We start from the raw sequence: 22,437 nt of genomic DNA, 5'->3' as shown, positions 1-22,437 counted from the left end.
GCCGCAGGGCAGGTCCGGGGTGCCGAGCACCCCGGCCACGCCCGGGCGGGACCCTCAGTCCGCCTCGTCCGCCAGCACCGTCACCTCCGTGATCCCCTCCCGTTCCGACAGGCGGGGCACCAACTCGTCCTGCGTACCGTTGCCGGACAGCTCCAGCAGGACACCCACCTGCGTGGGGGCGACGTCCGTCGGCAGCGGGCCGGCCATCCGCAGGCCCGCCACATGGAAGCCCGCGTCGATGCACTCCCGCACGATGTCGCGCAGCAGCCCGCGCCCGTCGTGGTAGCTGATGCGCACCAGCACGGCCTCCGTCGGCGACCGCGGCAGGTGCCGGGTGGCCAGAGGGAAGACGAACGCCACCACGAGGTAGGCCGCCGCGACCGCGCAGGCCAGCACCAGGAGCCCCGCGCCGGCCGCCGACCCGACCGACGCCGCGAGCCACACGCTGGCCGCCGTCGTCAGGCCCCGCACCGCGTCGCGGCGCACGAAGATCAGGCCGCCGCCGATGAAGCCGATACCGGACACGATCTGCGCCGCCACCCGGGACGGGTCCAGCGCCACCCCTCGCAGCCCCAGCATGTCGGAGAAGCCGTACTTCGACACCAGCATGAACAGCGCGGAGCCCAGCCCCACCAGCACGTGGGTGCGCAGGCCGGCTGACTTCTGCCGGTACTCGCGCTCCAGGCCGATCACGGCGCACAGACCGAACGCCACCGCCAGATAGGTCAGCGAGGTCCCGTTGTGGTTCACCGGGTCCCCAACAGCCCTGCCGGTCCAGCCGCGAGCACCGACGCCGGCGGCTCCGCCGGACCCGCCCGACCCGCCATGCCGCGCACGGCCGCCAGCCGGGCCAGCATCGCGTCATGGACCAGACCGTTGCTGGCCACCATCGTGTCGTCGCCCGGACGCCAGAGCCGGCCGTCCCAGGTCGTCGCCACGCCACCGGCCTCACGTACCAGCAGCGCCCCGGCCGCCCAGTCCCACGGTCCGTCGCCACGCTCCCAGTACGCGTCGAGCATCCCCGCCGACACGTAACCGAGGTCGAGCCCCGCGACGCCGATCCGCCGCACGTCGCGCACCCGCAGCACCAGATCGGCGAACTCCGCCAGGTTGTTGTCGGCGTTCCTCATGCGGTCGCTGGGGAAGCCGGTGGACACCACCGCCCGCTCCAGCAACCGCTCGCCACCGACCGTGAGCCTGCGCCGGCCGCACCACGCCCCGCGGCCCGCCGAGGCCAGGTACAGCCGACGGTTCGCCACGTCCGCGACGACCGCGGTGTCCAGCCGCTCACCGTCCCAGAACGCCAGGTTGCAGGCCACCAGCGGAATGCCGCGGTAGTAGTTGGTCGTGCCGTCCACCGGGTCGACGAACCACGTCGGCCGGTCCTGGTCGAACGGGACCAGGCCGTCGCCCTCCTCGCCGACGATCGCCTCCCCGGGGAAGTACGCGGCCAGGCGGCGGCGGATCAGCCGCTCCACCTGCCGGTCGGTGCTCGTCTGGATGTCCGCCACCGAGGCCTTCAGGCGGACCCGCAACGGCCGGGTGGACGTTCTGATCGCCGTCGCGGCCTCTCGGACTATTCGTGCCGCGGCCGACAACCGCTCCGTGCGCCTCATGTCTCCTCTTCCGGATGGGGTGTGCGCGTGGGACCGCCGGGAACCAGCCGGAGCCCCGGCCGGGCCAGGAGCACCGGGCCGGGGAACCGCGCCGCCGCCGCGGTCAGGGACCGCACGGCGTCGTCCCACGGGCGCAGATGGGTCACCGCGAGCACGCCGGCGCCGGCCGAAGCGGCCAGCTCACCGGCCTGCCGCGCGGTCAGATGGTGTGGGGCCGGGGCGGTGTGGTCCAGGCCCCAGCCGTGCGGCGGTGCGGTGCCGATCCCCTCGCCGGGCCGATCGCACGGCTCGTCGCCGGGACCGAGCGCCGCCTCCGCCAGCAGGACGCCGGTGCCGCGGGCCAGCTGTGCCAGTTCCCGGCACGGCCCGGAGTCACCGGTGTAGGTCAGGCAGCCGCCGCCGGCCTCGACCCGCACCGCGTACGTCTCCACCGGGTGCCGGACCCGCGCCAGCCGCAGCCGGAACGGCCCGCACTCCAGGTCACCCGGGCGCGCGTCCTCAAACGCCAGCAGGTGCGAGCGCCGCACCTGCCCCGCGGTCCCGGCCGGCGCGACCACCCGGGTCGGCACCGCCCGGGGGCCCAGCTTCTCCTGTGCGTAGGCCAGCGCCGAGAGGTCGGCCAGGTGGTCGGCGTGCCGGTGGCTGACCACCACCGCGTCGATGCCTGCGGGCGCGGTGTGCTCGACCAGCGCCCCGAACGCGCCGGTCCCCAGGTCCAGCAGCAGCCGGTACCCGTCGTGCTCGACCAGGTAGCCCGAGCACGGATTGCCGGGACCCGGCACGGAGCCGGAACAGCCGAGGACGGTGAGGATCATCGGTCCGGGTCTGCGACGACGCGCTCGACGAGGTCGGCCACCGCACCGAGCGCGCACGGCCCCACCACGACGTCGGCGGCGGCGCGGACCTCCTTGTGCCCGTCACCGACCGCCGCACCCAGGCCCGCGGCCCGCACCATGGCGGTGTCGTTCGGGTTGTCACCGATGGCCGCGATCCGCTCCATCGGCACCCCGGCCCGCTCGGCGAGGTGGCGCAGCGCCACCTCCTTCCCGGCGGTGGTGGGCAGGATCTCCAGATAGGTCTCCTCCGACTGCAGCAGCCGGGCGGACGGGCAGTGCCGGGCCGTCAGTTCCGCCAGCGCACCCAGTCCCGGCCGGTCGGCGATCAGCATCACCTTCGTCGGGGCCTGCTCCGGAAGGACCTCGCGCAGCTCGATCCGGTCGCGTCCGGCGTACGCGGCGAGCGACGGGGCGTGCCGCAGCACGTAGGCGTCCTCGCCGGCGAACGCGACCGCCCCGACGCCGTCGGGCAGGGCGGGCAGCAGGTTCTCGCGCAGCGGCTGCCACGACCGGCCCAGGTTCAGGTCAAGCAGCCGGGTCGCGGACAGCGGGTCGACGACACGGGCGCCGTTGTACACGATCATCGGCGTCGTCAGGCCGAGTTCACGGTGGTAGCGCCCCGCCGACACCTCGTTGCGGCCGGTGGCGATCACCACGGTGCCGCCCAGTTCCTGGTACCGCCGCAGCGCCAGCGCGCTGCGGCGCACGATCCGCAGATCCCGGTCGACCAGGGTGCCGTCGAGGTCGGTGACGATCCATGTGTAGCGCAGCGGCGTCTCGTTCGGGGGTGTCACGCGTTCCTCCCGGGCAGGCGGGACACGTACCAGTCGACGAAGTCCTGTGCGGCCAGCGGCTTCAGGGCCGCGCTGTGCGCGAGGTAGGCGGGCTGGTCCCAGGAGCCGTCGCCGGCGAAGCCGCCGTAGACGGCGCCGGCCCGCCGCACCAGCACGTGGGCGGCGCAGATGTCCCAGGCGTTGACCGAGGTGCCCAGCGCCGCGTCGCACCAGCCGGCGGCCACATGGGCCAGCGTCAGCGCGGCGCTTCCGGTGCGCCGCACGGTGCCGTAGCGGGCGATCAGGTCGCCGAACCGCGGCAGGGTCTGCGGGTCGTTCCAGGCCAGCTCCCGGTCGTTGGGGAAGCTGGTGATGAGCAGACCGCGGCTCTCGTCGCGCACGCCGGCCGGGCGCAGTGGTTCGCCGCCGAGGCGGGCGCCCGAGGCGTCCGCGGTGAAGACGTGTCCGGCGACGGGATCGACGATCGCGCCCGCCACGGGTTCACCGTCGACCGTGGCCCCGATGGAGGTGCAGAAGAAGGCCAGCCCCCGGGCGAAGTTGGCGGTTCCGTCGATCGGGTCGACGTACCACGCGATGCGGCCGCTGCCGTCCTGCCGGCCGCCCTCCTCTCCGACGACGGTGCTGTCCGGTACGCGGGCCAGCAGCAGTTCGCGGATGCGCTCCTCGGCGCGCCTGTCGTGCACGGTCACCGGGTCGTGCTCGTCGCGCTTGAAGTCCACGTCCATCGAGCCGCGGAAGGCGGCCAGCAGGTCGGGGGCGACGGCCAGGGCCGCCTGCGTGGCGACCTCCCGCAGGTGGACCGAGAGTTCGTCCAGCTCGCTCATGCCGCCATCTCCTGGTTGCCGTCCGGCCGGGGGGTGCTGCGTGTCAGTGCGGCCCGCAGCAGGGCGAGCAGTTCGAGGCCGTCCGCGACCTCGGTGTCGGGCCGGGGGCGGGCGCTCGGGTCTCGGCGGTCGGCCGGGCGCATCAGGATCGTCGCGCCGGCACCGGCACGCCGCCCGCACACCACGTCGCGGTCGTAGTTGTCGCCGACGTACCAGCAGTCGGCGGGGTCCACCGACAGTGCGCGCGCGGCCGTCCGGATCATCTCGGGGGCGGGCTTGCGCAGCCCGATCTCGTCGGAGTAGACCTGCACGTCCAGGTAGGGGTGGGTACCGAACCGCCGGGCGAGGTCGCGGTTGAGCGAACCGAGCAGGGTGTTGGAGACGATGCCGGTGCGCACGCCGTGCTCGCGGGCGAGTTTCAGGGTCTCCAGCATGCCGGGGGCGACCTCCTTGTCGCTCTCGGCGAGGGTCATCTCGCGGCACAGCGGCCGGGCCTCGGCGCCGACCAGGGCGCGGGCGGCGGCCGGCCAGTCGGCCGCGATGAAGTCCTCCCACAGTTCCCGGTGCCCGATCTCGCGTGGCTCGGGGGTCCGGACGTGGCCGTTCTTCCAGGAGCGGTAGGCGGCCTTGCCGGCCACGATGTCGGCCAGTACGGCATCGCGGTCGAGCCCGGCCGCCGGGCTGACCAGCGCGAGTACCCGGTCGGCGAAGGCGGCCAGACGTTCGGGGTGCTTGACGGACCGCATCAGCACACCGCCGTGGTCCAGCAACAGGGCCCGCGGGGGGCCGGGCGTCGTCACAGGGGGCTCTCCCATCTGGTGGTTCGGATGGCTCGGCTGGTTCGGCTGGTGCGCCGGGCTCGACGGGTTCGGTCGGCTCATCGGGCGGCAGCGGCCGGGACGCCGCGCAGCAGTTCGAGCAGGCCGTGCGGATCGGCCACGATCGCGTCGGGCTCGGCCTGGACCACGTACGGCCGGTCGTAGGTGCCGCGGGCCTCCATCAGGATGGTCGCGCCGGCCCCGGCACGCCGGCCGCAGAGCACGTCGCGGTCGTAGTTGTCGCCGACGTACCAGCAGGCCGCGGGTTCGGTGGCCAGTGCCCGCGCGGCGATCAGGATCATCTCCGGGTTGGGCTTGCGGACCGCGACCTCATCGCTGTAGACCTGCACGGCCACCCGCTTGTCGAGGCCGTGCGCCGCCATGTAGTCGCGGTGCACGGAACCGGCCAGCGCGTTGGACACGATGCCGACGCGGACACCGAACTCCTCGCAGGCGTCGAACAGTTCGGACATGCCCTCCCGAGTGGCCCGGTCCTGCTTGAGCTCGCCCAGCCGGTGGCACAGGGGCTGGGCGTGGGCGGTGACGAAGGCCAGGGCGGCGTCCGGCCAGTCGGCGGCGACGAACTCGGTCCAGAACCGCAGGTAGGTCATCTCACGCGGGCGGGCCGGCCGGCTCATCGCGTTCTTCCAGTGCCCGTCGGCGGTGGAGCCGGCCTTCAGGTCCGCCTCGATGTGCTCGACGGTCAGCTCGTGGCAACCGGCCGCGGTCAGAGCGGCGTGCAGTTCGGTGGCCATGTCGTGCGCCCAGGTGGGCCGGCGGGTGGTCGCCACGACCACCCCGCCGAAGTCGAGCAGCAGGGCGGTCGGTCGGGTCAGCTGGCCCATGTCGCGGTGTTCTCCTCGGTCGGTGCGGCGTGTGCCGCGGTGTCGGGCAGCCGGCTGCCCGAGGTGTCGAACAGGTGCAGGTCCGCCACGCGGATCGCGCAGCGCACCGTGGTGCCCGGCGCGGCGCTCACGTCGGTGTACGCCACCAGGTACAGCTCGGTGTGGCCCGCGGCCACCAGAACCGTCCAGCTGGAGCCGGTCGGCAGTGCCGCCTTGACGGTGGCGTCGAAGACGAAGGAGTCGGCGGGTTCCTGCTCGTCGGGCCCCAGCATCCGTAGCCCCTCGGGCCGGGCGCCGACGGTGGCCAGGGCGTCCGCCAGGTCGGGCCGGCCGGCCAGGATGCGGGCGCGCGCGGCGGTGGCGAAGGTGCTGTCAGCGGCGTCCGCGCCGCCGCCGACCTCGAAGAGGTTCATCGGCGGACTGCCGACGAAGCGGGCCACGAAGGTGTTGGCCGGACGGGTGTAGACCTCCATCGGCGGGGCCATCTGCTGGACGACGCCCTTGTTCATCACCACGACGTGGGTGGCCATGGTCATGGCCTCCAGCTGGTCGTGGGTGACGAAGACGATGGTGTGGCCCGTCTCGTTGTGGATGCGCTTGAGCTCGGCCCGCATGTCCAGGCGCAGTTGGGCGTCGAGGTTGGACAGCGGTTCGTCCAGCAGCAGCACGTCGGGGTTGACGGCGAGCATGCGGGCCAGCGAGACGCGCTGCTGCTGGCCGCCGGACAGCTGGGCGGGATAGCGGTCGGCGGCCCACTCGATCTGCATCATCGTCAGCGCGGCGGCGGCACGCTCGGCGCGCTCGGCCTTCTGGACCTTGCGGACCTTCAGGCCGAACTCGACGTTCTTGGCGACCGTCAGGTGCGGCCACAGCGCGTAGTTCTGGAACACCAGGCCCATACCGCGCTTCTCGGGCGGCACGAAGACGCCGTCGCGGGTGGAGTCCATGATGCGGCCGCCGACGGTGATGCTCCCGGCGTTGAGCGATTCCAGTCCGGAGATCATCCGGAGGGTGGTGGTCTTTCCGCACCCGGAGGGGCCGAGCAGGCAGGTGAACGAGCCGTCGGGGATCTCCAGGTCCAGGTTGTCGACAGCGGGCGGTCCGGAGCCGTAGCTCTTTCGCACCGACGTGAGCGTGATGGTCGGCATGACGTCTTCAGCCTCCGAGTCCGGACGACAGGTTGGTCTTGGTCAGGCGCTGGGTGAGATAGGTGGCCAGGAAGGAGACCAGGGCGATGACCAGCACCACCGCATTGGCCATTTGTTCGTAGGCGTAGTCGACGAGGTTGATCGACAGCGTGGTCAGCAACTGGGTCCCGGTGGTGGTGAGCATGATGACGATGCTCAGTTCCTTCAGGCCCGAGATGAACGGAAGGATCACGCCGGTGGTCAGGGCGCCGCGCTGGATCGGAATGATGATCTTGCGCAGCCGGGTGAACCAGCCGGCGCCGGAGACCTGCGCGGCCTCCTCGGGTTCGCGGCCGAGTTGGGTCATCGCGCTGATGCCCGAGCGCGAGGAGTACGGCAGGTGCGTGACGGCGAGCACGATCACCAGCAGCGTGACCGAGCCGTAGAGGGCGGGTACCGGCCCACGGCGCACCGCGAACAGGGACAGGAAGGCCGCCGCGAAGGCGATGCCGGGCACCATGTACGGCAGGAAGCTGATCTGCCTGAGCAGCGAGCCGACCCGGCTGCCGCCCGCCCGGACCACGACGTAGCCGATGAGCAGGCCGACGACGCCGCAGATGACGGCCGCGAGTCCGACGATCCGCAGGCTGTTCCACGCCGCCTCGTACAGCTCGCTGCCGCGCAGCACCCCGTGCGGGAAGCCGGGGGCGCCGGGCAGGTGGGCGGCGATCCAGTACTTCAGCGTGAAGTTGTCGGCGTGGAAGATCCCGGGGGTCTTGGTGACGGTGGACAGCGCCAGGGTGGCGACCGGCACGACCACACCGGCGGCGAACACCACGAGGGCGGCGCCGAGCGCGGGCCAGCGCCAGCGGCCGAGGTCCGCGATACGGTCCATGGCGCCCTTGCCGCCGACGGTGACGAATCGTTTCTGCTCCCTGGCCAGCCGGGTGTCGACCAGGATCACCAGCACCCCGATCAGCACGATGACCGCGGTCAGCACGGCGGTGATCCCGCGCTGGTGGCTGTTGACCGACTGGAACAGCGACGTGGACAGCAGGTTGTAGTGGACCGGGAGCCCCAGGATGTACGGGGTGCCGAAGGTGCCGAGGATACGGCCGAACACCAGCAGCACCGACGAGGACAGCGACGGCAGCATCAGCGGCAGCGTGATCTGTGCGGCGACTCTGCCGCGGCCGGCTCCCAGGATGCGCGCGGAGTCCTCCAACTGGCTGTCGATGCGGCGCAGCGCGTTGCCGAACAGCAGCAGGACGAACGGGTAGTAGTGCAGTCCCAGGCAGAGGATGATCGGCACCTGCCCGTACGCCAGCCAGTCGGGGGTGTGGACGCTCCACGCCTCCAGGATGCCGATCTGCCCGCCGGAGGAGGAGTTCTTGAACAGCGCCAGCCACGCGAGCGCGAAGGTCCACGACGGCAGCATGTACGGCACGACCAGCGCGGTGGACAGCCACTTGCGACCCACCACGTTGGTGCGGGTCAGCAGCCAGGCCATCGATCCGCCCAGCACGACGGCGACGATCGTCACGCCCAGCGCGACCACGACGGTGTGCAGCAGCGGCTGCCAGAACAGCAGCCGGGCCACCGGTGAACGGAAGACCCGCCAGAAGTAGTAGCTGGTGGTCGAGCCGGGCGCCTGGAACGCCTGCCCCTCGTCGCCGTACTGCACGCGCGTGGAGTCCGACAGCACCGCGACCAGCGGTGCGACGACCAGGTAGAGCAGGGCCGCGATGAGCAGCACGCCGAGCAGGACGGTCGGTTCGTGCCTCAGGACGCTCAGCCGGTAGCGCAGGCGGCTGCGCCGGCTGTCGGACGGGCCGTCGTCCGGTTCGGGCGGGGTGGTGGCGGGTGAGCGGGTGGCGGCGGCCATGCGCAAGTCTCCGTAACGTGTGCGTGATCGGGCCGGCCCGGTCGCGGCGGACCGGGCCGGCAGATGGTCAGCCGTGGTTGAGGCGCCACAGGTCCTGCATCGTCTGCAGGTTGCCGAAGTCGCTGCCGAGCTTGGCCGGGTCGAAGACGAAGAGCTGCTTGTTCCAGTCGGTCAGGCCGGCCGGTATGAAGGCCCCGGGCTTGAGCTTGGCGTTGCCGGGGATGCCGCCGGTGTCCATCTGGGTGTCGACGCCGGCCTGCGTGAGCATGAAGTACACGAACAACTTGGCCGCGTTCGGGTGCTTGGTCTTCGTGGCGACCGCGGCGAACTTGGGGTACTGGTAGCCGGCCCAGGGCTGCATGCCGGTGCAGACCCGCATCGCGTAGCCCTTGTCCTGCACGTCGCGGAACTTGGCGTTGGAGACCAGGGCGACGCGTTGCTTCGTCTGGTTCGGCGAGGCGACGGCGGCCGCCGCGTCGTCGTCGGAGGAGGTGAGGATGGGGCTGTTCCTGGCCAGGCCCTTGACCCAGGTCTCGGCCGCGGAGTCGCCGGCCGGCAGGTCCTTGCCGTACTTGGCCTGGTACGCCGCGCGCAACTGGCTGTCGCCGCCGGACTTGAGCTGGTTGAAGAACTCGACGATGTTCGGCTTGCTCAGCGGGTCCTGCATGGCGACCTTGCCCTTCCAGGCGGGGTCGGCCAGGTCCCAGATGTTCTGAACGGGGCAGCCCTTCGGGGAGAGTTTCGGGTTGTAGACCCACAAGTTGCCCTTGGAGAGCACCTGCAGCGGGTTCTGGCTGGCGGCCGGAATGTCCTGCGCGAGGCTGCCGGGTATCCAGGTGTAGACCACCTTCTGTGCCAGCAACTGGCCGACCAGCGAGGGGCCGTCCTCGTAGAAGGTGGCGTCGATGGTGACGTTGCCGGCCTGGTTCTCCCTGGTCATCTTCTCCAGGGTGTCGCCGACCTTGCTCTTCACGCCGGTCGCCTTGATGCCGTACTTGGCGGTGAAGGCCGCGGCCGTCTTGGTGATGTCCCCGGTGCTGTCGTAGACGGTGATGCCACCTTCCTGCTTGGCGGCGGCGATCAGCTTGTCCAGGTTGAACCCGGTGTCGATGACCGGCGTGGCACTGGGTTCCGCGCCCGGTCCGGCGCCGGTGGCGGTGGTGCCGCCCGTCGACGGCGCGCACGCGGCGATGCCGCTGAGCGCACCTGCGAGCAGCGCGGCCGTGACGTACCGCCGGCGGACGGTGGTTCGGGGGCGGTCCCCGGGGATGTGGCGTGACATTGCCTGACCTCCCGCAGTGTCCCGGAGGCAACCGGGCTCAAATGGCGTGGTCCGAGGCCATGGAGAGCGGCTCGGCGACCTGATGGCCGACAGCTTTGACCTCGCCGCGGCGGTATGTCAAGACATTCTGAGGAAATCAATCGGTAACGCGCTCTTGGCATTTGCGTTGCCCGCTGGACATCTTCCGTTCACCTGGAAGCCGACCGCGGGCTTCGTCCGGACCCTTCCTTTGTCCGTACATTCGTATGTAAGGTCCACAACACCTTCGGATGATCCATCCACCCCTGTCAGGGAGAAATCATGCGCAGCCGCACCCGTCTGGCCGCCGGACTCGCCGTGCTCGTCACGGGGTTGACCGCCGCCTCGGCGAACGCCGCCACCGCACCACTGCCCGGCAACACCGACGTCCCGCCCGTCCACGCCAAGGCCGAGACCACACCGCTGTTCGACGACGACGCCGGCCACAACTCCAACGCCGACGACCCCGCCGTCTGGTACAACTCCGCCCGCCCCGGGTCGAGTCTCGTGCTCGGCACCGCCAAGGAGGGCGGCCTGGACGTGTACGGCCTCGACGGCCACCCGGTCCAGACCCTGCCCGCGCCGACCGTGCCCGCCGGCAGCTCGGCTCCGAGCCGCTTCAACAACGTGGACCTGCTGCCGGGTCTGCGTTTCCCCGACGGCCACCGCTCCGATGTCGCCGTGGTCACCGACCGCGGCCGCGACCGCATCCGCTTCTACCGGATCGACGGCTCGAACCCCGCCGCGCCGCTGAGCGACGTGACCGACACGGCCGTACCGCGCGCCTTCTCCGCGAACGAGGCCGACGTGGACGACCAGTTCACCGCCTACGGCACCGCCGCGTGGCAGGACCCGCGCACCGGCCGGTCGTACGTGCTGGCCAGCCGCCGGCACACCGCCGAGGTCGGACTGTTCGAGATCACCGTCACCTCCACCGGCACCGTGACGTACCACAAGGTGCGCGGCCTGACCTTGCCGAGTACCTTCCGCACCCCCGGCGGCACGTGGACCCCGTGCGAGGACCCGGGCGCCGGGCCGCAGGCCGAGGGCATGGTGGTGGACACGGCGAGCGGCACCGTCTACATCGGCCAGGAGGACGTCGGTGTCTGGAAGATGTCCGCGAACCTCACCGGCTCGCCCCGGCTGGTCGACCGCACCACGCAGTTCGGCGTCTCCGCGGTCTACGACCCGGCTGCCGACGAGTGCGTCGCCGGCGCGGACCCGGGCTACGGCGGCCGCCATCTGACCGCCGACACGGAGGGGCTGACCCTGTTCCGCGCTCCGTCGGGCCACCAGTACCTCATCGCCTCCAGCCAGGGCGACTACACCTACTCCGTCTACGACACCTCACATGGCGACCGCTGGACCGGCGCCTTCCGGGTGGCCGCGGGCACGTCGGTCGACGGCACCGAGGAGACCGACGGCATCGCCGCACTCGACCGGCCCCTCGGCTCGGCCTTCCCGCACGGCGTGTTCGTCGTCCAGGACGGCTACAACGCGCCGGCGCCCGGCGCGGCCGACGACGGCGACCGCACGGACACCAACTACAAGATCGTCGACCTGTCCGAGGTGATGCGGGCGGCCGGGGTGCGCTGAACCCCTCCCCCGGTGCGGCGGGTTGGCCCGTCCCCGATCCCCACCCCCGCCTCATGTCCAGGCGCGCGCCGTCCGTGAAGCCTCCGTGTCCCGCGGACGGCGCGCGCCGGACCCCACCCCGCGGTACACCGGCGGGCGGCTCCTCTGCGAAAGGCTCCTGTTCCCGTGACGGTCACTGTCGCCCTGTGTGTCACCGCCCTCGCCTTCGTCTTCATCAGCGGCGCCAATGACGGCGGCGCGCTCCTCGCGCTCGCGGTACGCCACCAGGGCCGGTCGGCGGGTTTCGTGTGGGCGCTGCTGGTGGTGGCCGTGGGCGTGGGGCCGAACCTGTTCGGACTGGCTGCCGCACGGACCTTCACCGGGCGGCTGGCCCAGGGCTCACCGGACACCGCGCGCCTGGTGTTCCTGGCCGGTGCCGGTGCGGCGGTCGCGGTCGTACTCGTGCTGACCTGGCGGGGCGTGGCCACCTCGCTCACGCTCGCCGCGCTCGGCGGTCTGGCCGGCGCCGGCGTGGCGCTCGGCGTGCAGCCGGCCTGGGGCCGGCTCGGCGCCGTACTGGCCGTCGGCGTCGCGGCACCGCTGGTCGGCGTCGCGGCCGGCTGGCTGATCGGCCGCGCGGTGCACCGGATACCGGCCGTCCGGGGGATGCCCCGACTGGTGCGCTGCCTGCAACTGGCGGCGTACGGCTCGCAGTGCCTGGCCTACGCCGCGAACGACGGGCAGAAGATGTTCGCCGTGGTCGCCGTCGCCTTCGCGGGGGACGCGCTCATGCCGCGGCCATGGGAGGCAGGCGACGTGATGGTCGCGGGAGTGTTCGCCATCGGTGCGCTCCTGGGTGCACGCCGTGTGGCGCGCGGCTCCACCAGCCGGCTGCTCACCACCCGTCCCTGGCAGGTGATGTCCGCCCAACTCGCCTCGTCCGCGGCGGTGCTGTCCACGGCCGGCATGGGCATGCCGGTCAGCATGACCCAGTCGGTGGCCGGCGGGCTGGTGGGCACCGGCGCCAGCGAGGGAGCCCGCCGGGTGCGCTGGCAGTTCACCGTTCCGCTGCTCACCGCCTGGCTGGTGACGCTGCCGGCCGCTTTCGCCGCCGGCTCGCTGGCCGGCCTGATCCTCAGGGGGGCCGCCTCATGGTGACCGCGACCGTACGCCGCATTCTCGGTGACCTCACAGGACGCTCGCACCGCAGAACCACCGACCTGTTGAACCAGCAACTGGACGCGACGGTGAAAGGCGTCGACCTCGCGGCGGACCTCGCCGCCGGACACATCGCGCCGGACGACGCACGCGCGCGCATGGCCGACGTGGAGCACGAGGGCGACAGCCGCCGCGCCGCGCTGGTCGCCGAGTTGGCGACGACGCTGACCACGCCGATCGACCGCGAGGACCTCTACCGCTTCTCGCGCTCGGTCGACGACGTGCTCGACAACGTGCGGGACCTGGTCCGCGAGACCGACCTGTTTGGCATGACCGGCGACCCGACCGACCTGCCCGCCCTGGAAGCGGTACGCGAGGGCCTGGTGGCGTTGCGGGACGCGGTCACCGCGTTGCCGGGCAGCCCGTCCCGGGCGCAGGAAGGCGCCATGGCGGCCCGGAAGGCCGCCGGCCGGGTACGGCGGGAGTACCAGACCTCCGTCGCCGCGCTGTTCCGCCGGGACCTGTGTGCCGGCACCCTCAGCCGCCGCGAGTTGCTGCGCCGGTTGGACGTGATCGGCCTGCGCTTGAACGACGCGGCGGCAGACCTGTCCGACGCGCTCCTCAAGCGGGGGCACTGAACCGTGCGGGACCGCGGCCTCGGCACGCCCACACGCCCGCGCTCCCCCGCACCCGCACCCGCACCCGCACCCGCAGGCTCAGGGTGTGGTGACCGTCATCTCGAACGAGTAACGCGAGGCCCGGTAGACATGGGAGCCGTACTCGACCGGCGTTCCCGAGCTGTCGAAGGCGGTGCGGGTCATGGTCAGCAGCGTGGCGCCACGGGTCTCCTCCAGGAGCTTGGCCTCGGCGGCCGTGGCCCGGCGCGCACCGATGGCCTGTACCGCGGAGCTCAGTCCGACGCCGGACCTGCGCAGCAGCATGTACAGACCCGCCTCGGCCAACGCGTCTTCGGTCAGGTCGATCAGACCCGCCGGCAGGTCGTTCTCCATGAGTGCTATCGGCTGGTCGTCGGCGAACCGCAGGCGCTGGACCGCCACCACGGGCGCGCCCTCCGCCACGCGGAGCGCGGCGGCGACCGCCGCGCCGGCCGGGACGGTCTCGATGGACAGCACCTCGGTGCGCGGCCGGCGCTTGTCGCGCTCCAGGTCCTCGTAGAGGCTGCTGAACTCGACGTTTCGCCGTATGCGGTTGGCGACGACCTGGGTGCCCACGCCGCGCTTGCGGGCCAACAGCCCCTTGTCGACGAGGTGTTGCATGGCCTGACGCATCGTCGGGCGGGACAGCCCGAACTCGTCGGCCATCGCGATCTCGTTGCTCAGCCTCGTGCCCGGCGGCAACTCACCGGACTCGATGAGGCCCTGCAGCTGCTGGGCGAACTGGAAGTAAAGGGGCACCGGACTGCTCCGGTCGATGGTGATCTTCTTCGCGAACGTCTCCACGTCACCCTCCCGCGCGCCCTGCCGCCGACAGCGCAAGTATGCCCCATTCCACTCAAACACAGAACGTTCTTACGTCCTGACAAACTCTTGATCTACGGCTGATCCGAAGGTAGAAAGCAGGTCGGCTGCTCAGGCCCTCCGTACGACCCACGAAAGGCTCCGCACATGCGTATAGGACTCATCGGCACTGGCCGCATCGGTGCGTTCCACGCCGCGACCCTCGCCGGCCTGCCGACCGTCACCAGCCTTGTCGTGCACGACGCCGACGAGGACTCCGCCCGCGCGGTGGCGGCACGGACGGGAGCGGAGTACGCGGGTGACCTCGACTCGCTCCTCGGGGCTTCCCGTCTCGACGGCGTCGTCATCGCCGCGCCCACCGGCACCCACGCCGAGCTGATCCTCGCCGCCGCTCGCGCCGGGCTGCCGGCCTTCTGCGAGAAGCCGGTCGCCGGCACGCTGGAGGAGACCGACACCGTCCTGGCCGCTCTGGAAGGTTCCCCCGTCCCCCTGCACATCGGCTTCCAGCGCCGCTTCGACGCCGGTTATCTGGCCCTGCGCGAGGCGATCACCGCCGGCCGGCTCGGCTGGACCCACACCCTGCGCGCCTGCACCTCCGACCCGACGCCCCCGCACGCCGGCTACATCCCCGGCTCCGGCGGCATCTTCCGCGACTGCTCCGTCCACGACTACGACATCGTCCGCTGGGTCACCGGCCGCGAGGTCACCGAGGTCTACGCCACCGGCGCCAACCGCGGCGAGGACTTCTTCGCCGCGGCCGGCGACGTGGACACCGCCGTCACCCTGCTCACCCTGGACGACGGCACCCTCGCCACCTGCACCGCCACCCGCTACAACGGCGCCGGATACGACGTCCGGCTCGAAGTCTGCGGCTCCAAGGGCACGCTGGCCGCGGGCCTGACCGACCGGACGCCGGTGGTCTCGGCCGAGGGCGCCGCCTGGCCCGCGGACACGCCCTACGGCGGCTTCATGGAACGCTTCCAGGACGCCTACCGGGACGAACTCGCCGCCTTTACGGAAGTGGTGGCCGGTGCCCGCCCCAGCCCGTGCACCGCCCAGGACGCCCGCGCCGCCCTCGCCGTCGCCGAGGCCGCCACCCGCTCCCGGGCCGAAGGCCGCCCGGTACCGGTCGCCCCGCAGGTGCCGGCGCCGGACGGAACGGCGGGAGTGGCGGGGGTGACCGCCTGACACCGTTCCGGCTCCTGCAACGCAGGAGCGCCCAGGGCGCCATGGGTCTCACGCGCGTGCGGGGTCCACGGCCGGAACGCCGAGGCCCACCCGGCCAGGTGACGCTCCGTCGCGTCAGGGCCCGGGTGCGGTTCCCGGCGGTGCCGAGGGAGGGGGCGTGCCCGGGTCGAGGCCGTGGAGGGCGAACCGGGCGCCGGCCTGGAAGCGGGTGCGGGCGCCGAGGGAGTCGAGGAGGGCGGCGACCCGGCGCTGGACGGTGCGCTGGCTCACGCCGAGTTGGCGGGCGCTCGCCTTGTCGGTGAGGCCGGCCAGCAGCAGCGAGAGCAGCCTGCCGTCCTCGGAGGCCGCCGTGTCCGGGGCCGCCGCCGTGGTCGCCGCCCCCGCCGCCCTCGCCGCCGCTGTCTCCGCGGCTCCCGACGTCTGCGCCGCCTGCGCCGGTTCGCCGAAGGTGAGCGGCAGGGGCAGGGCTCGGTCCCACAGGCTCTCGAAGAGGCCGGACAGGGCGTCCAGCAGCATCGAGGGGTGCACGATGACCACGGCGTCGAGCCCTGCGCCCGCGTCGTCGCGGTGCCCGGCCGCGCGGGCGGCACCGTGCAGTGGCACCACGGCGACCTCCCGGTCCACCAGGTACAGCCGCATCGGCACGGCGGGCAGCACCCGGACGCGCTGCCCGGCGGCGGCCAGTCGCTCGACCTCGCTCAGCGCGTCGGCCCGTTCCATCGCCGAACTGCCGTAGATCGCCCGGAGGTCGATGCCGAGCCCGAGCAGCCGCAGATCGTCGGCGAGGGCGCCGCGGGCCCGGGGCGCGTCGTCCAGGCAGCGGATCTGCTCGCGGGCCCGCCACTGGACCTGGGCGGTGCGCTGGAGTACGGCGTCACGGCCGGTGACGACCTCGACGACCACCTCAGGGTCAGGCGCCGCGATCTGGCGCCGGTGGTAACGGTCGGTCAACTCGGCCAGGTGCTCGCGGGCCTCGCGCAGCCGCTGCTCGCGTTCCGCGACGAGCCTGCCCAGCGCGATGGCCGGGGACGCGGGCCGGTAGCGCGCGACGGGCCCCGGTTCGCGCGCGGCCAGGCCCTGACGTTCGAGCGCCGCCAGCGTCGCGCCCAGATCCTCGGGGCGGTCCCAGAAGGCGGCCAGTTCGGCGGCGGGGTGGACGAGCAGCAGTTCGTACGCCGCTTCCTCGGCCGCCCCGACGCCGAGGGCGCGCAACTGCCCGGCGGCGCCCTCCGGTTCGGGGGCGGCGAGCCCGCGGCGGTCGTCAGTGTCCGGCATCGGTGGCGCCCCCGGGAGCTTCGTGGTCCGGGCGCAGCCAGCCCCGGCGCACCGCCTGGTAGCCGGCCTGGAAGCGCGAGGTGGCGTCGAGGCGGCGCATCAGGTCGGCCAGGTGGCGGCGGACGGTCTGCTTGTGCCAGCCGAGGTGTTCGGCGATGACGTCCTCGGTGTGGCCCGCCGTGAGCAGGGTCAGCAGGGCCCGGTCGAGCGGGGAGGGGCCGTCCTGCGGCCCGTCGCCCGGGCCGGTGGCGAACCGGAGCGGGAGCGCACGCTCCCAGTAGGTCTCGAACAGCGCGGACAGCCCGTCGTAGAGCACGGAGCCGTGCACGATCAGCCAGTCCCCGCGGGCGGCCGCCTCGCGCAGCGGCAGCATCGCCAGCGGCTCGTCGCTCAGCACGAGCTTGATGGGCACGTCGGTGACGACCCGGGCGATCTCCCCCGCCGAGGTGAAGTCGTCGAGGAACGCGACCCCGCCGGGAAGGCCGAGGGCGCGCCGGTCGTAGATCGCGCGGTAGCGGATGCCGCGCCGCAGTTGCTCCAACTCCAGCGGGTTGGCGTGGTGGTCGTTGATGTACGGCGGCGAGTCGAAGGCCCTGATCTCCTTGCGGGCGCCGCGCTGGAGCCGCTCGTGCCACCGCGTCACCGCCTCGGGGCCGTGGGCGATCTCGACCAGGTCGAGGGGGTCGGTGACGGTCGGCGGACGGGCGGCGCGCGCGGTGAGTTCGGCCACCCGGCGCCGGGCGGCGGCCAGTTCGCGGTCCCGCGCGAAGAGCACCTCGTCCAGAGCGTCGCCCGGTGGGGCGACGACGTAGCGCGGCGGGTCCTCGGGAAGCCGGGCGACCAGGCCGAGTTGCTCCAGCCGGCGCAGTCTGGCGCGTACCGAGGTGCCCGGCGCGGCACCGGCGGCTGCCTCGGCTCCGGCCGCGGTTCCGGCCTCGGTTCCTGCTCCGGCGCTGGCCCCGGTTCCGGCCTCGGCTCCGGCTCCGCCCTCGGCTCCTGCGGCTTCCGGCGGTGGCCCGAGTTCGGCCTCGGTGACCGAGGGCCGGGTCAACAGCAGCTCGTAGAGGGCCTGTTCGGCGACGGTCAGACCGAGGACGTTGAGCATCCGCCGAGTGTGACAGCAATTCCCGCCGCCGACGTAGCACTTTACGACACTGGCGTAGAGCGCTCTTGACCTGCGTGATCTCCGGCGAGAAGCATCGCTGCCGCGACCTGACCCCGACTGCCCGGTTTCCCACCCCACACGAATCGACCCGGCGGCGTACCCGGCCGCCCCGACCACTTTGGTGGCAAGGTGCGAATTCCCTCCCTCCCCCACGGCGCGGGCGGCCCCCCGCCCGGACGAACCCGGCGACGACGAGCCGCGGGCGCCCTCGGCGTCCTCCTCGCCGCCGCCCTCGCGGTGGGCGCCGCGGGCCCTCTCGGTACGGCCGAGGCCGCCGCGCCGCGACCCGCGCCGCAATCCGCGGCGCCGGCGACGGCCCCGGCAACGGCCCCGGCTGCAACGGCCGCTGCGGCGAAAGCCCCGGCCGGCAAGCCCGCGGGCAAGCCCTCCGGCACGACCGTCCACACGTCCACCGCCCCCGGCTCGCGCGCCCCCAAGCGCACCGGCGCCGTCACGTCGTCCTGCGCGGCCCCCAAGGCGAAGGGCGTGGCCCGCTGCTTCGCCAAGCGGGTCGACGGCACCGCCGCGGGCACCGGCGTCAAGGCCGCGGCGGTCGCGCCCTCCGGCTACGGCCCCGGCGACCTGCTCAGCGCGTACCACCTCCCGGCGGACGGCGGCCGGGGCGCGACCATCGCCATCGTGGACGCCTACGACGCCCCGACCGCGGCGGCCGACCTGGCCGTCTACCGCACGCAGTTCGGCCTGCCCGCGCTCCAGCCCGGCCAGTTCACCAAGGTCGACCAGCGCGGCTCGCAGAACGGCTACCCGACCCCCGACGCGGGCTGGGCGACCGAGACCTCGCTCGACCTGGACATGGTGTCGGCCGTCGCCCCCGAGGCGGACATCCTCCTGGTCGAGGCCGACTCGGCCTCCCTCGCGGACCTCGCCGCGGCCGTGGACGAGGCGGCAGCGCTCGGTGCCACGTACATCTCCAACAGCTACGGCGGCTCGGAGGACGGGACCGAGGCCGCGTTCGCCGACGCCCACTACGACCACCCGGGCGTGGCCGTCGTCGCCAGCTCCGGTGACGACGGATACGGCGTCCAGTTCCCGGCGGCGGCCCCCGAGGTCACCGCCGTCGGCGGCACCGCGCTGACCAGGGACGCCGGCACCGCGAGGGGCTGGACCGAGACGGCGTGGTCGGGCGCGGGCTCGGGCTGCTCCGCCTACGTGCCCAAGCCGTCCTTCCAGACGGACACCGGCTGCGGCAACCGGTCCGTCGCGGACGTCTCCGCCGTCGCCGACCCGCACACCGGCGTGGCCGTCTACGACACCTACGGCAGCAGCGGCGACGGCTGGGCGCAGTACGGCGGCACGAGCGTCGCGGCCCCCGTCATCGCATCCGTCTACGCGCTGGCCGGGCCGATAGCCGACCACGGCCACCCGAACACCTTCCCGTACGCGCGGCCCGGTGCGCTCAACGACGTCACCTCCGGCTCCAACGGCACCTGCACCACGGCCTACCTGTGCACGGCGGGCCCGGGTTACGACGGCCCGACCGGGCTCGGCACCCCCGACGGCACCACCGCCTTCGCGGCGACCGACTTCGGTACGGTCGCCGGCAAGGTCACCGACGAGGCGGGCGCGCCCGTCGGCGGAGTGCGGGTGACCGCGACGGGGGCGGGGTCCGGCCGCACCACGACCCGCGGCGACGGCACGTACAGCCTCCCGCTGCCGGTCGGCGACTACACCGTCACCGCGGCCGAGTTCGGCTGGACCTCCGTCGCGCACGCCGCCACCGTCACCACCGGCACGACCACGGCCGGCGACTTCGTGCTGGCCCGCCGGGCGATGGTCACGCTCAGCGGCAAGGTCACCGACGCCTCGGGCCACGGCTGGCCGCTGGGCGCGACCCTCGCCCTGGACGACGGCTCCGAGACGGCGCCCTTCAGCAGCGACTTCTACACCGGCGCCTACTCCGTGGACGTCCCGGCGAACGGCAGCTACACGCTGCACGTGACCTCCGCGATCCCCGGCTACACCCACCGCGACGTGCAGGTGAAGGTCGGCTCCGGGAACGTCGCCCACGACATCGGGCTCGACGCGCAACTGCTCGCGTCCGACGGCTCGGCCCCCGGCTACACCCAGAAGACGGCCACGTCCGCCACCGAGAAGTTCGCCACCGGCACTCTCCCGGCGGGCTGGAGCACCACCAGCGCGAAGGGCGCTCCCTGGACCTTCCACGCCCCCGACCCGTCCAGTTGGACGGCCGACCCCACGCTCGGCTTCGCGTCCGCGATGTCCGGCGGCGACACCGACTCCACCCTGCTGACCCCCGCGACGGCGCTGCCGGCGGGCAAGTCCCTGCTGCTGGCCTTCCGCACCGTGCAGGCCGGCGGTCTGGCGAGCATCGACTCCACCGCGGACGGCGGGGCGACCTGGCAGACCGTCTGGACCGGCGACGGAAGGGAGTCCGGCGCGCAGCACGCCGTGGTACCGGCCGCCGGGAACGACCGGTCCGTCCGGCTGCGCTTCCACTACACCAACTCCGCCGTGGGCTGGTGGGACATCGCCGACGTCTCCCTCGCGCAGGCGTGGCTGCACCTCGACAAGGGCACCCTCGTGGCCGGCGACGTGACCAGCGCGCGGACCGGCCGGCCGCTCGACGGCGTGTCCGTCGCCGTGGCGGGCACCACCGCGGGCGCGACCTCGGCCGCGGGGTCGGGCCCCGGCGGCGGCTCCGACGCCTTCTACTGGCTGTTCTCCCCGGCCACCGGTCACCGCACCGTCACCGGCTCGCTCGTCTACTACGACCAGGCGCGCGCCTCGGTGAAGCTGGCCGCCGACCGCGTCACCCGGGTCGATCTCGCCCTGGCCAACGGGGAGATCACCGTCAGCGGCGACCTGAGCGCGACCGTGCGCCCGCACGGCTCGGCGACCAGGAAGCTGACCCTCACCAACTCCGGGGACGGCCCCGCGACCGTCCGCATCGACCAGTTCGCATCCGACGGCGCCGCATCGGCCGGCACGCCGTCCGCGCCGTCCGGGGCCCCCGCCACCAAGCAGGCGGCGCCGCTGAAGCAGGGCACCGCCCGGCCGCTGGCCTCGGTTCTGGCCGCGGCCGCCCGGGCCGGGCACGGCATCGGCAGCACGAGGACCGCCGCCCCGCACGGGACCTCCACGGCCCCGGCCGCCGCGCGGACCGGTGCCCCGGCGCCGGCCTGGACCGGCCTGCCCGATCTGCCGACCCCGTCCGTGCAGGGCGTCGCCGGTACCGACCAGGGCGTCGTCTACGCCGGCCTGGGCGCCGGGACCGAGGACGTCACCAACACCTTCTACGCCTACGACCCGAGCAGCGGCGCGTGGCAGCGGAAGGCCGACGCACCCCACGCCGTCGCCGCGGCCGGGTCCGGATTCGTCGGCGGGAAGCTCTACGTCACCGGGGGTGTCGGGCCCCTGCTCACGGTGCAGCCGGCGACCCAGGTCTACGACCCGGCCACCGACAGCTGGACCGAGGCCGCGCCCGACCCGTACACGATCGCCGGTGCCACCGCCGTGCTCGACGGCAGGATCTACGAGGTGGGCGGGCTCACCACCGGCGCCGACGCCACCGCCGTCGTCGCGGTCTACGACCCCGCGACCGACACGTGGAGCAAGGCGGCCGACTACCCCGAGAACATCATGAACACGCAGTGCGGCGCGACCGGCGGGCAACTGTACTGCGCGGGCGGCGTCACCGCGGGTGGCGCCACCACGGACGCCTTCGGGTACGACCCCGCCGCGAACCGCTGGCACCGTATCGCCGCGCTGCCCGTCGACGCGCAGTGCGCGACGGCCGCCACGGCGAACGGCGAACTGGTCGTCGCGGGCGGCATCGTCGAGGACGGCCAGGCCGCCAGTGCCCGGGCCTTCGCCTACGACCCGGCCGCCGACTGGTGGGCCCAGCTGCCGGACCTGCCGGGGCCGCAGTACTACGGTGCCGGGGCGACCGGGCTCTACTCGGTCGGCGGGGTCACCGCGGACGATTCCCTGACCGGCGCCTACCGGCTCACCGGCTACGACCAGGCCGGACCCGTCCACCTGCCGTGGCTCTCGCTGAGCCGCGGCACCGTCACCGTCCCGGCCGGGCGCTCGGTCACCGTGACCGTACGGCTGAGCGGCGACCGCCCCGGGACCGTGGCCGGGTCGCTCGGATTCGAGAGCGACGCGCTGCACGCGATCGCGCCGCTGCCCGTCACGCTGACGGTCGCGGCCCGGCCCGCCGGCCACCCGACGGGCGGCTGAGGACCGCCCCGCCCGGAACGGGCCGGCCCGCTCCCGCTCTGCGGGGGCGGGCCGGCCCGCGCGCACGCCCCGCCGGGACGGCTCGCGGCGCGGGAAGGATCAGATCAGTTGCTGCGGATCGCGAAGATCACGCCGATGATGAAGATCACCGCGATGATCGCGTACCAGGTGATGTCCTCCCGGGCGTTCGTGGTCAGAGCCAGCTGCACCATCTGGTCGTGCACGGCAACCCCTCTCGCTCCTGTGATCCCCCTCCTCCCCAGTACCCACCACGGCGCCCCTCATTCGCGCGCGGGGATGGGCCGCTCGGGTGGTGGGCGACCGACGGG

The 22,437-nt window shown here is 73.2% G+C and carries 18 protein-coding genes; 5 read left to right on the top strand and 13 right to left on the bottom strand.

All coding sequences use genetic code 11. From position 1 onward, the window contains the following. Nucleotides 1-54: 54 nt before the first annotated feature. The 10 genes from OG896_RS37705 to OG896_RS37660 all read right to left on the bottom strand — a co-directional run bounded on the left by OG896_RS37705 (nucleotide 55) and on the right by OG896_RS37660 (nucleotide 10,027). Complete coding sequence (locus OG896_RS37705) at nucleotides 55-750, bottom strand: MgtC/SapB family protein (protein WP_329372690.1); 696 nt, start codon at nucleotides 748-750, stop codon at nucleotides 55-57. Next, nucleotides 747-1,616: an inositol monophosphatase family protein gene (locus tag OG896_RS37700; protein WP_329372688.1), complete on the bottom strand. Its 870-nt coding sequence runs from the start codon at nucleotides 1,614-1,616 to the stop codon at nucleotides 747-749. Before OG896_RS37700 ends, OG896_RS37705 begins: the two co-directional genes overlap by 4 nt. Further along, nucleotides 1,613-2,431 (bottom strand): MBL fold metallo-hydrolase, encoded by an 819-nt coding sequence (locus OG896_RS37695; RefSeq protein ID WP_329372684.1) that lies wholly within the window; start codon nucleotides 2,429-2,431, stop codon nucleotides 1,613-1,615. The genes OG896_RS37700 and OG896_RS37695 overlap by 4 nt, the downstream gene beginning before the upstream one ends. Further along, nucleotides 2,428-3,246, bottom strand: coding sequence for an HAD family hydrolase (locus OG896_RS37690; RefSeq protein WP_329372682.1), 819 nt, complete (start codon nucleotides 3,244-3,246; stop codon nucleotides 2,428-2,430). The genes OG896_RS37695 and OG896_RS37690 overlap by 4 nt, the downstream gene beginning before the upstream one ends. Next, the gene (locus tag OG896_RS37685; protein WP_329372680.1) at nucleotides 3,243-4,070 is read right to left on the bottom strand and encodes an inositol monophosphatase family protein; all 828 of its coding nucleotides are present in this window, start codon (nucleotides 4,068-4,070) and stop codon (nucleotides 3,243-3,245) included. The genes OG896_RS37690 and OG896_RS37685 overlap by 4 nt, the downstream gene beginning before the upstream one ends. Further along, complete coding sequence (locus OG896_RS37680) at nucleotides 4,067-4,870, bottom strand: HAD family hydrolase (protein WP_329372678.1); 804 nt, start codon at nucleotides 4,868-4,870, stop codon at nucleotides 4,067-4,069. The genes OG896_RS37685 and OG896_RS37680 overlap by 4 nt, the downstream gene beginning before the upstream one ends. Nucleotides 4,871-4,947: 77 nt before the next feature. Continuing rightward, nucleotides 4,948-5,733 (bottom strand): HAD family hydrolase, encoded by a 786-nt coding sequence (locus OG896_RS37675; protein ID WP_329372676.1) that lies wholly within the window; start codon nucleotides 5,731-5,733, stop codon nucleotides 4,948-4,950. Beyond that, nucleotides 5,721-6,881 carry an ABC transporter ATP-binding protein gene (locus OG896_RS37670; RefSeq protein WP_329372674.1) on the bottom strand — a complete coding sequence of 387 codons (1,161 nt, stop codon included), beginning with the start codon at nucleotides 6,879-6,881 and terminating at the stop codon, nucleotides 5,721-5,723. Before OG896_RS37670 ends, OG896_RS37675 begins: the two co-directional genes overlap by 13 nt. 7 nt (nucleotides 6,882-6,888) lie before the next feature. Beyond that, the gene (locus tag OG896_RS37665) at nucleotides 6,889-8,745 is read right to left on the bottom strand and encodes an ABC transporter permease (RefSeq protein ID WP_329372672.1); all 1,857 of its coding nucleotides are present in this window, start codon (nucleotides 8,743-8,745) and stop codon (nucleotides 6,889-6,891) included. A gap of 67 nt (nucleotides 8,746-8,812) precedes the next feature. Beyond that, on the bottom strand, nucleotides 8,813-10,027 hold the full coding sequence (locus OG896_RS37660) for an ABC transporter substrate-binding protein (RefSeq protein WP_329372670.1): 1,215 nt from the start codon (nucleotides 10,025-10,027) through the stop codon (nucleotides 8,813-8,815). Between the two features lie 300 nt (nucleotides 10,028-10,327). Here OG896_RS37660 and OG896_RS37655 point away from each other — a divergent pair, with 300 nt between their 5' ends. From OG896_RS37655 to OG896_RS37645, 3 genes are all read left to right on the top strand, one after another. Continuing rightward, the gene (locus tag OG896_RS37655; RefSeq protein WP_329372668.1) at nucleotides 10,328-11,641 is read left to right on the top strand and encodes a phytase; all 1,314 of its coding nucleotides are present in this window, start codon (nucleotides 10,328-10,330) and stop codon (nucleotides 11,639-11,641) included. 165 nt (nucleotides 11,642-11,806) lie between these two features. Further along, complete coding sequence (locus OG896_RS37650; RefSeq protein WP_329372667.1) at nucleotides 11,807-12,778, top strand: inorganic phosphate transporter; 972 nt, start codon at nucleotides 11,807-11,809, stop codon at nucleotides 12,776-12,778. Further along, nucleotides 12,772-13,416: a DUF47 domain-containing protein gene (locus OG896_RS37645; RefSeq protein ID WP_329372665.1), complete on the top strand. Its 645-nt coding sequence runs from the start codon at nucleotides 12,772-12,774 to the stop codon at nucleotides 13,414-13,416. Before OG896_RS37650 ends, OG896_RS37645 begins: the two co-directional genes overlap by 7 nt. Nucleotides 13,417-13,494: 78 nt before the next feature. On the opposite strand, the gene OG896_RS37640 is transcribed toward OG896_RS37645, so the two are convergent. Then, the gene (locus tag OG896_RS37640) at nucleotides 13,495-14,238 is read right to left on the bottom strand and encodes a GntR family transcriptional regulator (protein ID WP_329372663.1); all 744 of its coding nucleotides are present in this window, start codon (nucleotides 14,236-14,238) and stop codon (nucleotides 13,495-13,497) included. Nucleotides 14,239-14,403: 165 nt separating this feature from the next. On the opposite strand from OG896_RS37640, the gene OG896_RS37635 reads away from it, so the two are divergent. Continuing rightward, nucleotides 14,404-15,444, top strand: a complete 1,041-nt coding sequence (locus OG896_RS37635) for a Gfo/Idh/MocA family protein (RefSeq protein WP_329372661.1) — start codon at nucleotides 14,404-14,406, stop codon at nucleotides 15,442-15,444. A gap of 114 nt (nucleotides 15,445-15,558) precedes the next feature. Here the strand turns inward: OG896_RS37635 and OG896_RS37630 are convergent, their stop codons facing one another. Both OG896_RS37630 and OG896_RS37625 read right to left on the bottom strand, forming a co-directional pair. Then, the gene (locus OG896_RS37630) at nucleotides 15,559-16,719 is read right to left on the bottom strand and encodes a hypothetical protein (RefSeq protein ID WP_329372659.1); all 1,161 of its coding nucleotides are present in this window, start codon (nucleotides 16,717-16,719) and stop codon (nucleotides 15,559-15,561) included. Next, a complete protein-coding gene (locus OG896_RS37625) occupies nucleotides 16,706-17,824 on the bottom strand; it encodes a LuxR C-terminal-related transcriptional regulator (protein ID WP_329372658.1) in 1,119 nt (372 codons plus the stop codon). Before OG896_RS37625 ends, OG896_RS37630 begins: the two co-directional genes overlap by 14 nt. A 189-nt stretch (nucleotides 17,825-18,013) precedes the next feature. On the opposite strand from OG896_RS37625, the gene OG896_RS37620 reads away from it, so the two are divergent. Continuing rightward, on the top strand, nucleotides 18,014-22,108 hold the full coding sequence (locus tag OG896_RS37620) for a carboxypeptidase regulatory-like domain-containing protein (protein WP_329372656.1): 4,095 nt from the start codon (nucleotides 18,014-18,016) through the stop codon (nucleotides 22,106-22,108). The last annotated feature ends 329 nt before the right edge of the window (nucleotides 22,109-22,437 follow it).

Origin of the sequence: Streptomyces sp. NBC_00669, from assembly GCF_036226785.1 — a bacterium.
GTDB lineage: Bacteria > Actinomycetota > Actinomycetes > Streptomycetales > Streptomycetaceae > Actinacidiphila.
This window is presented reverse-complemented; position numbering and strand designations above follow the sequence as displayed.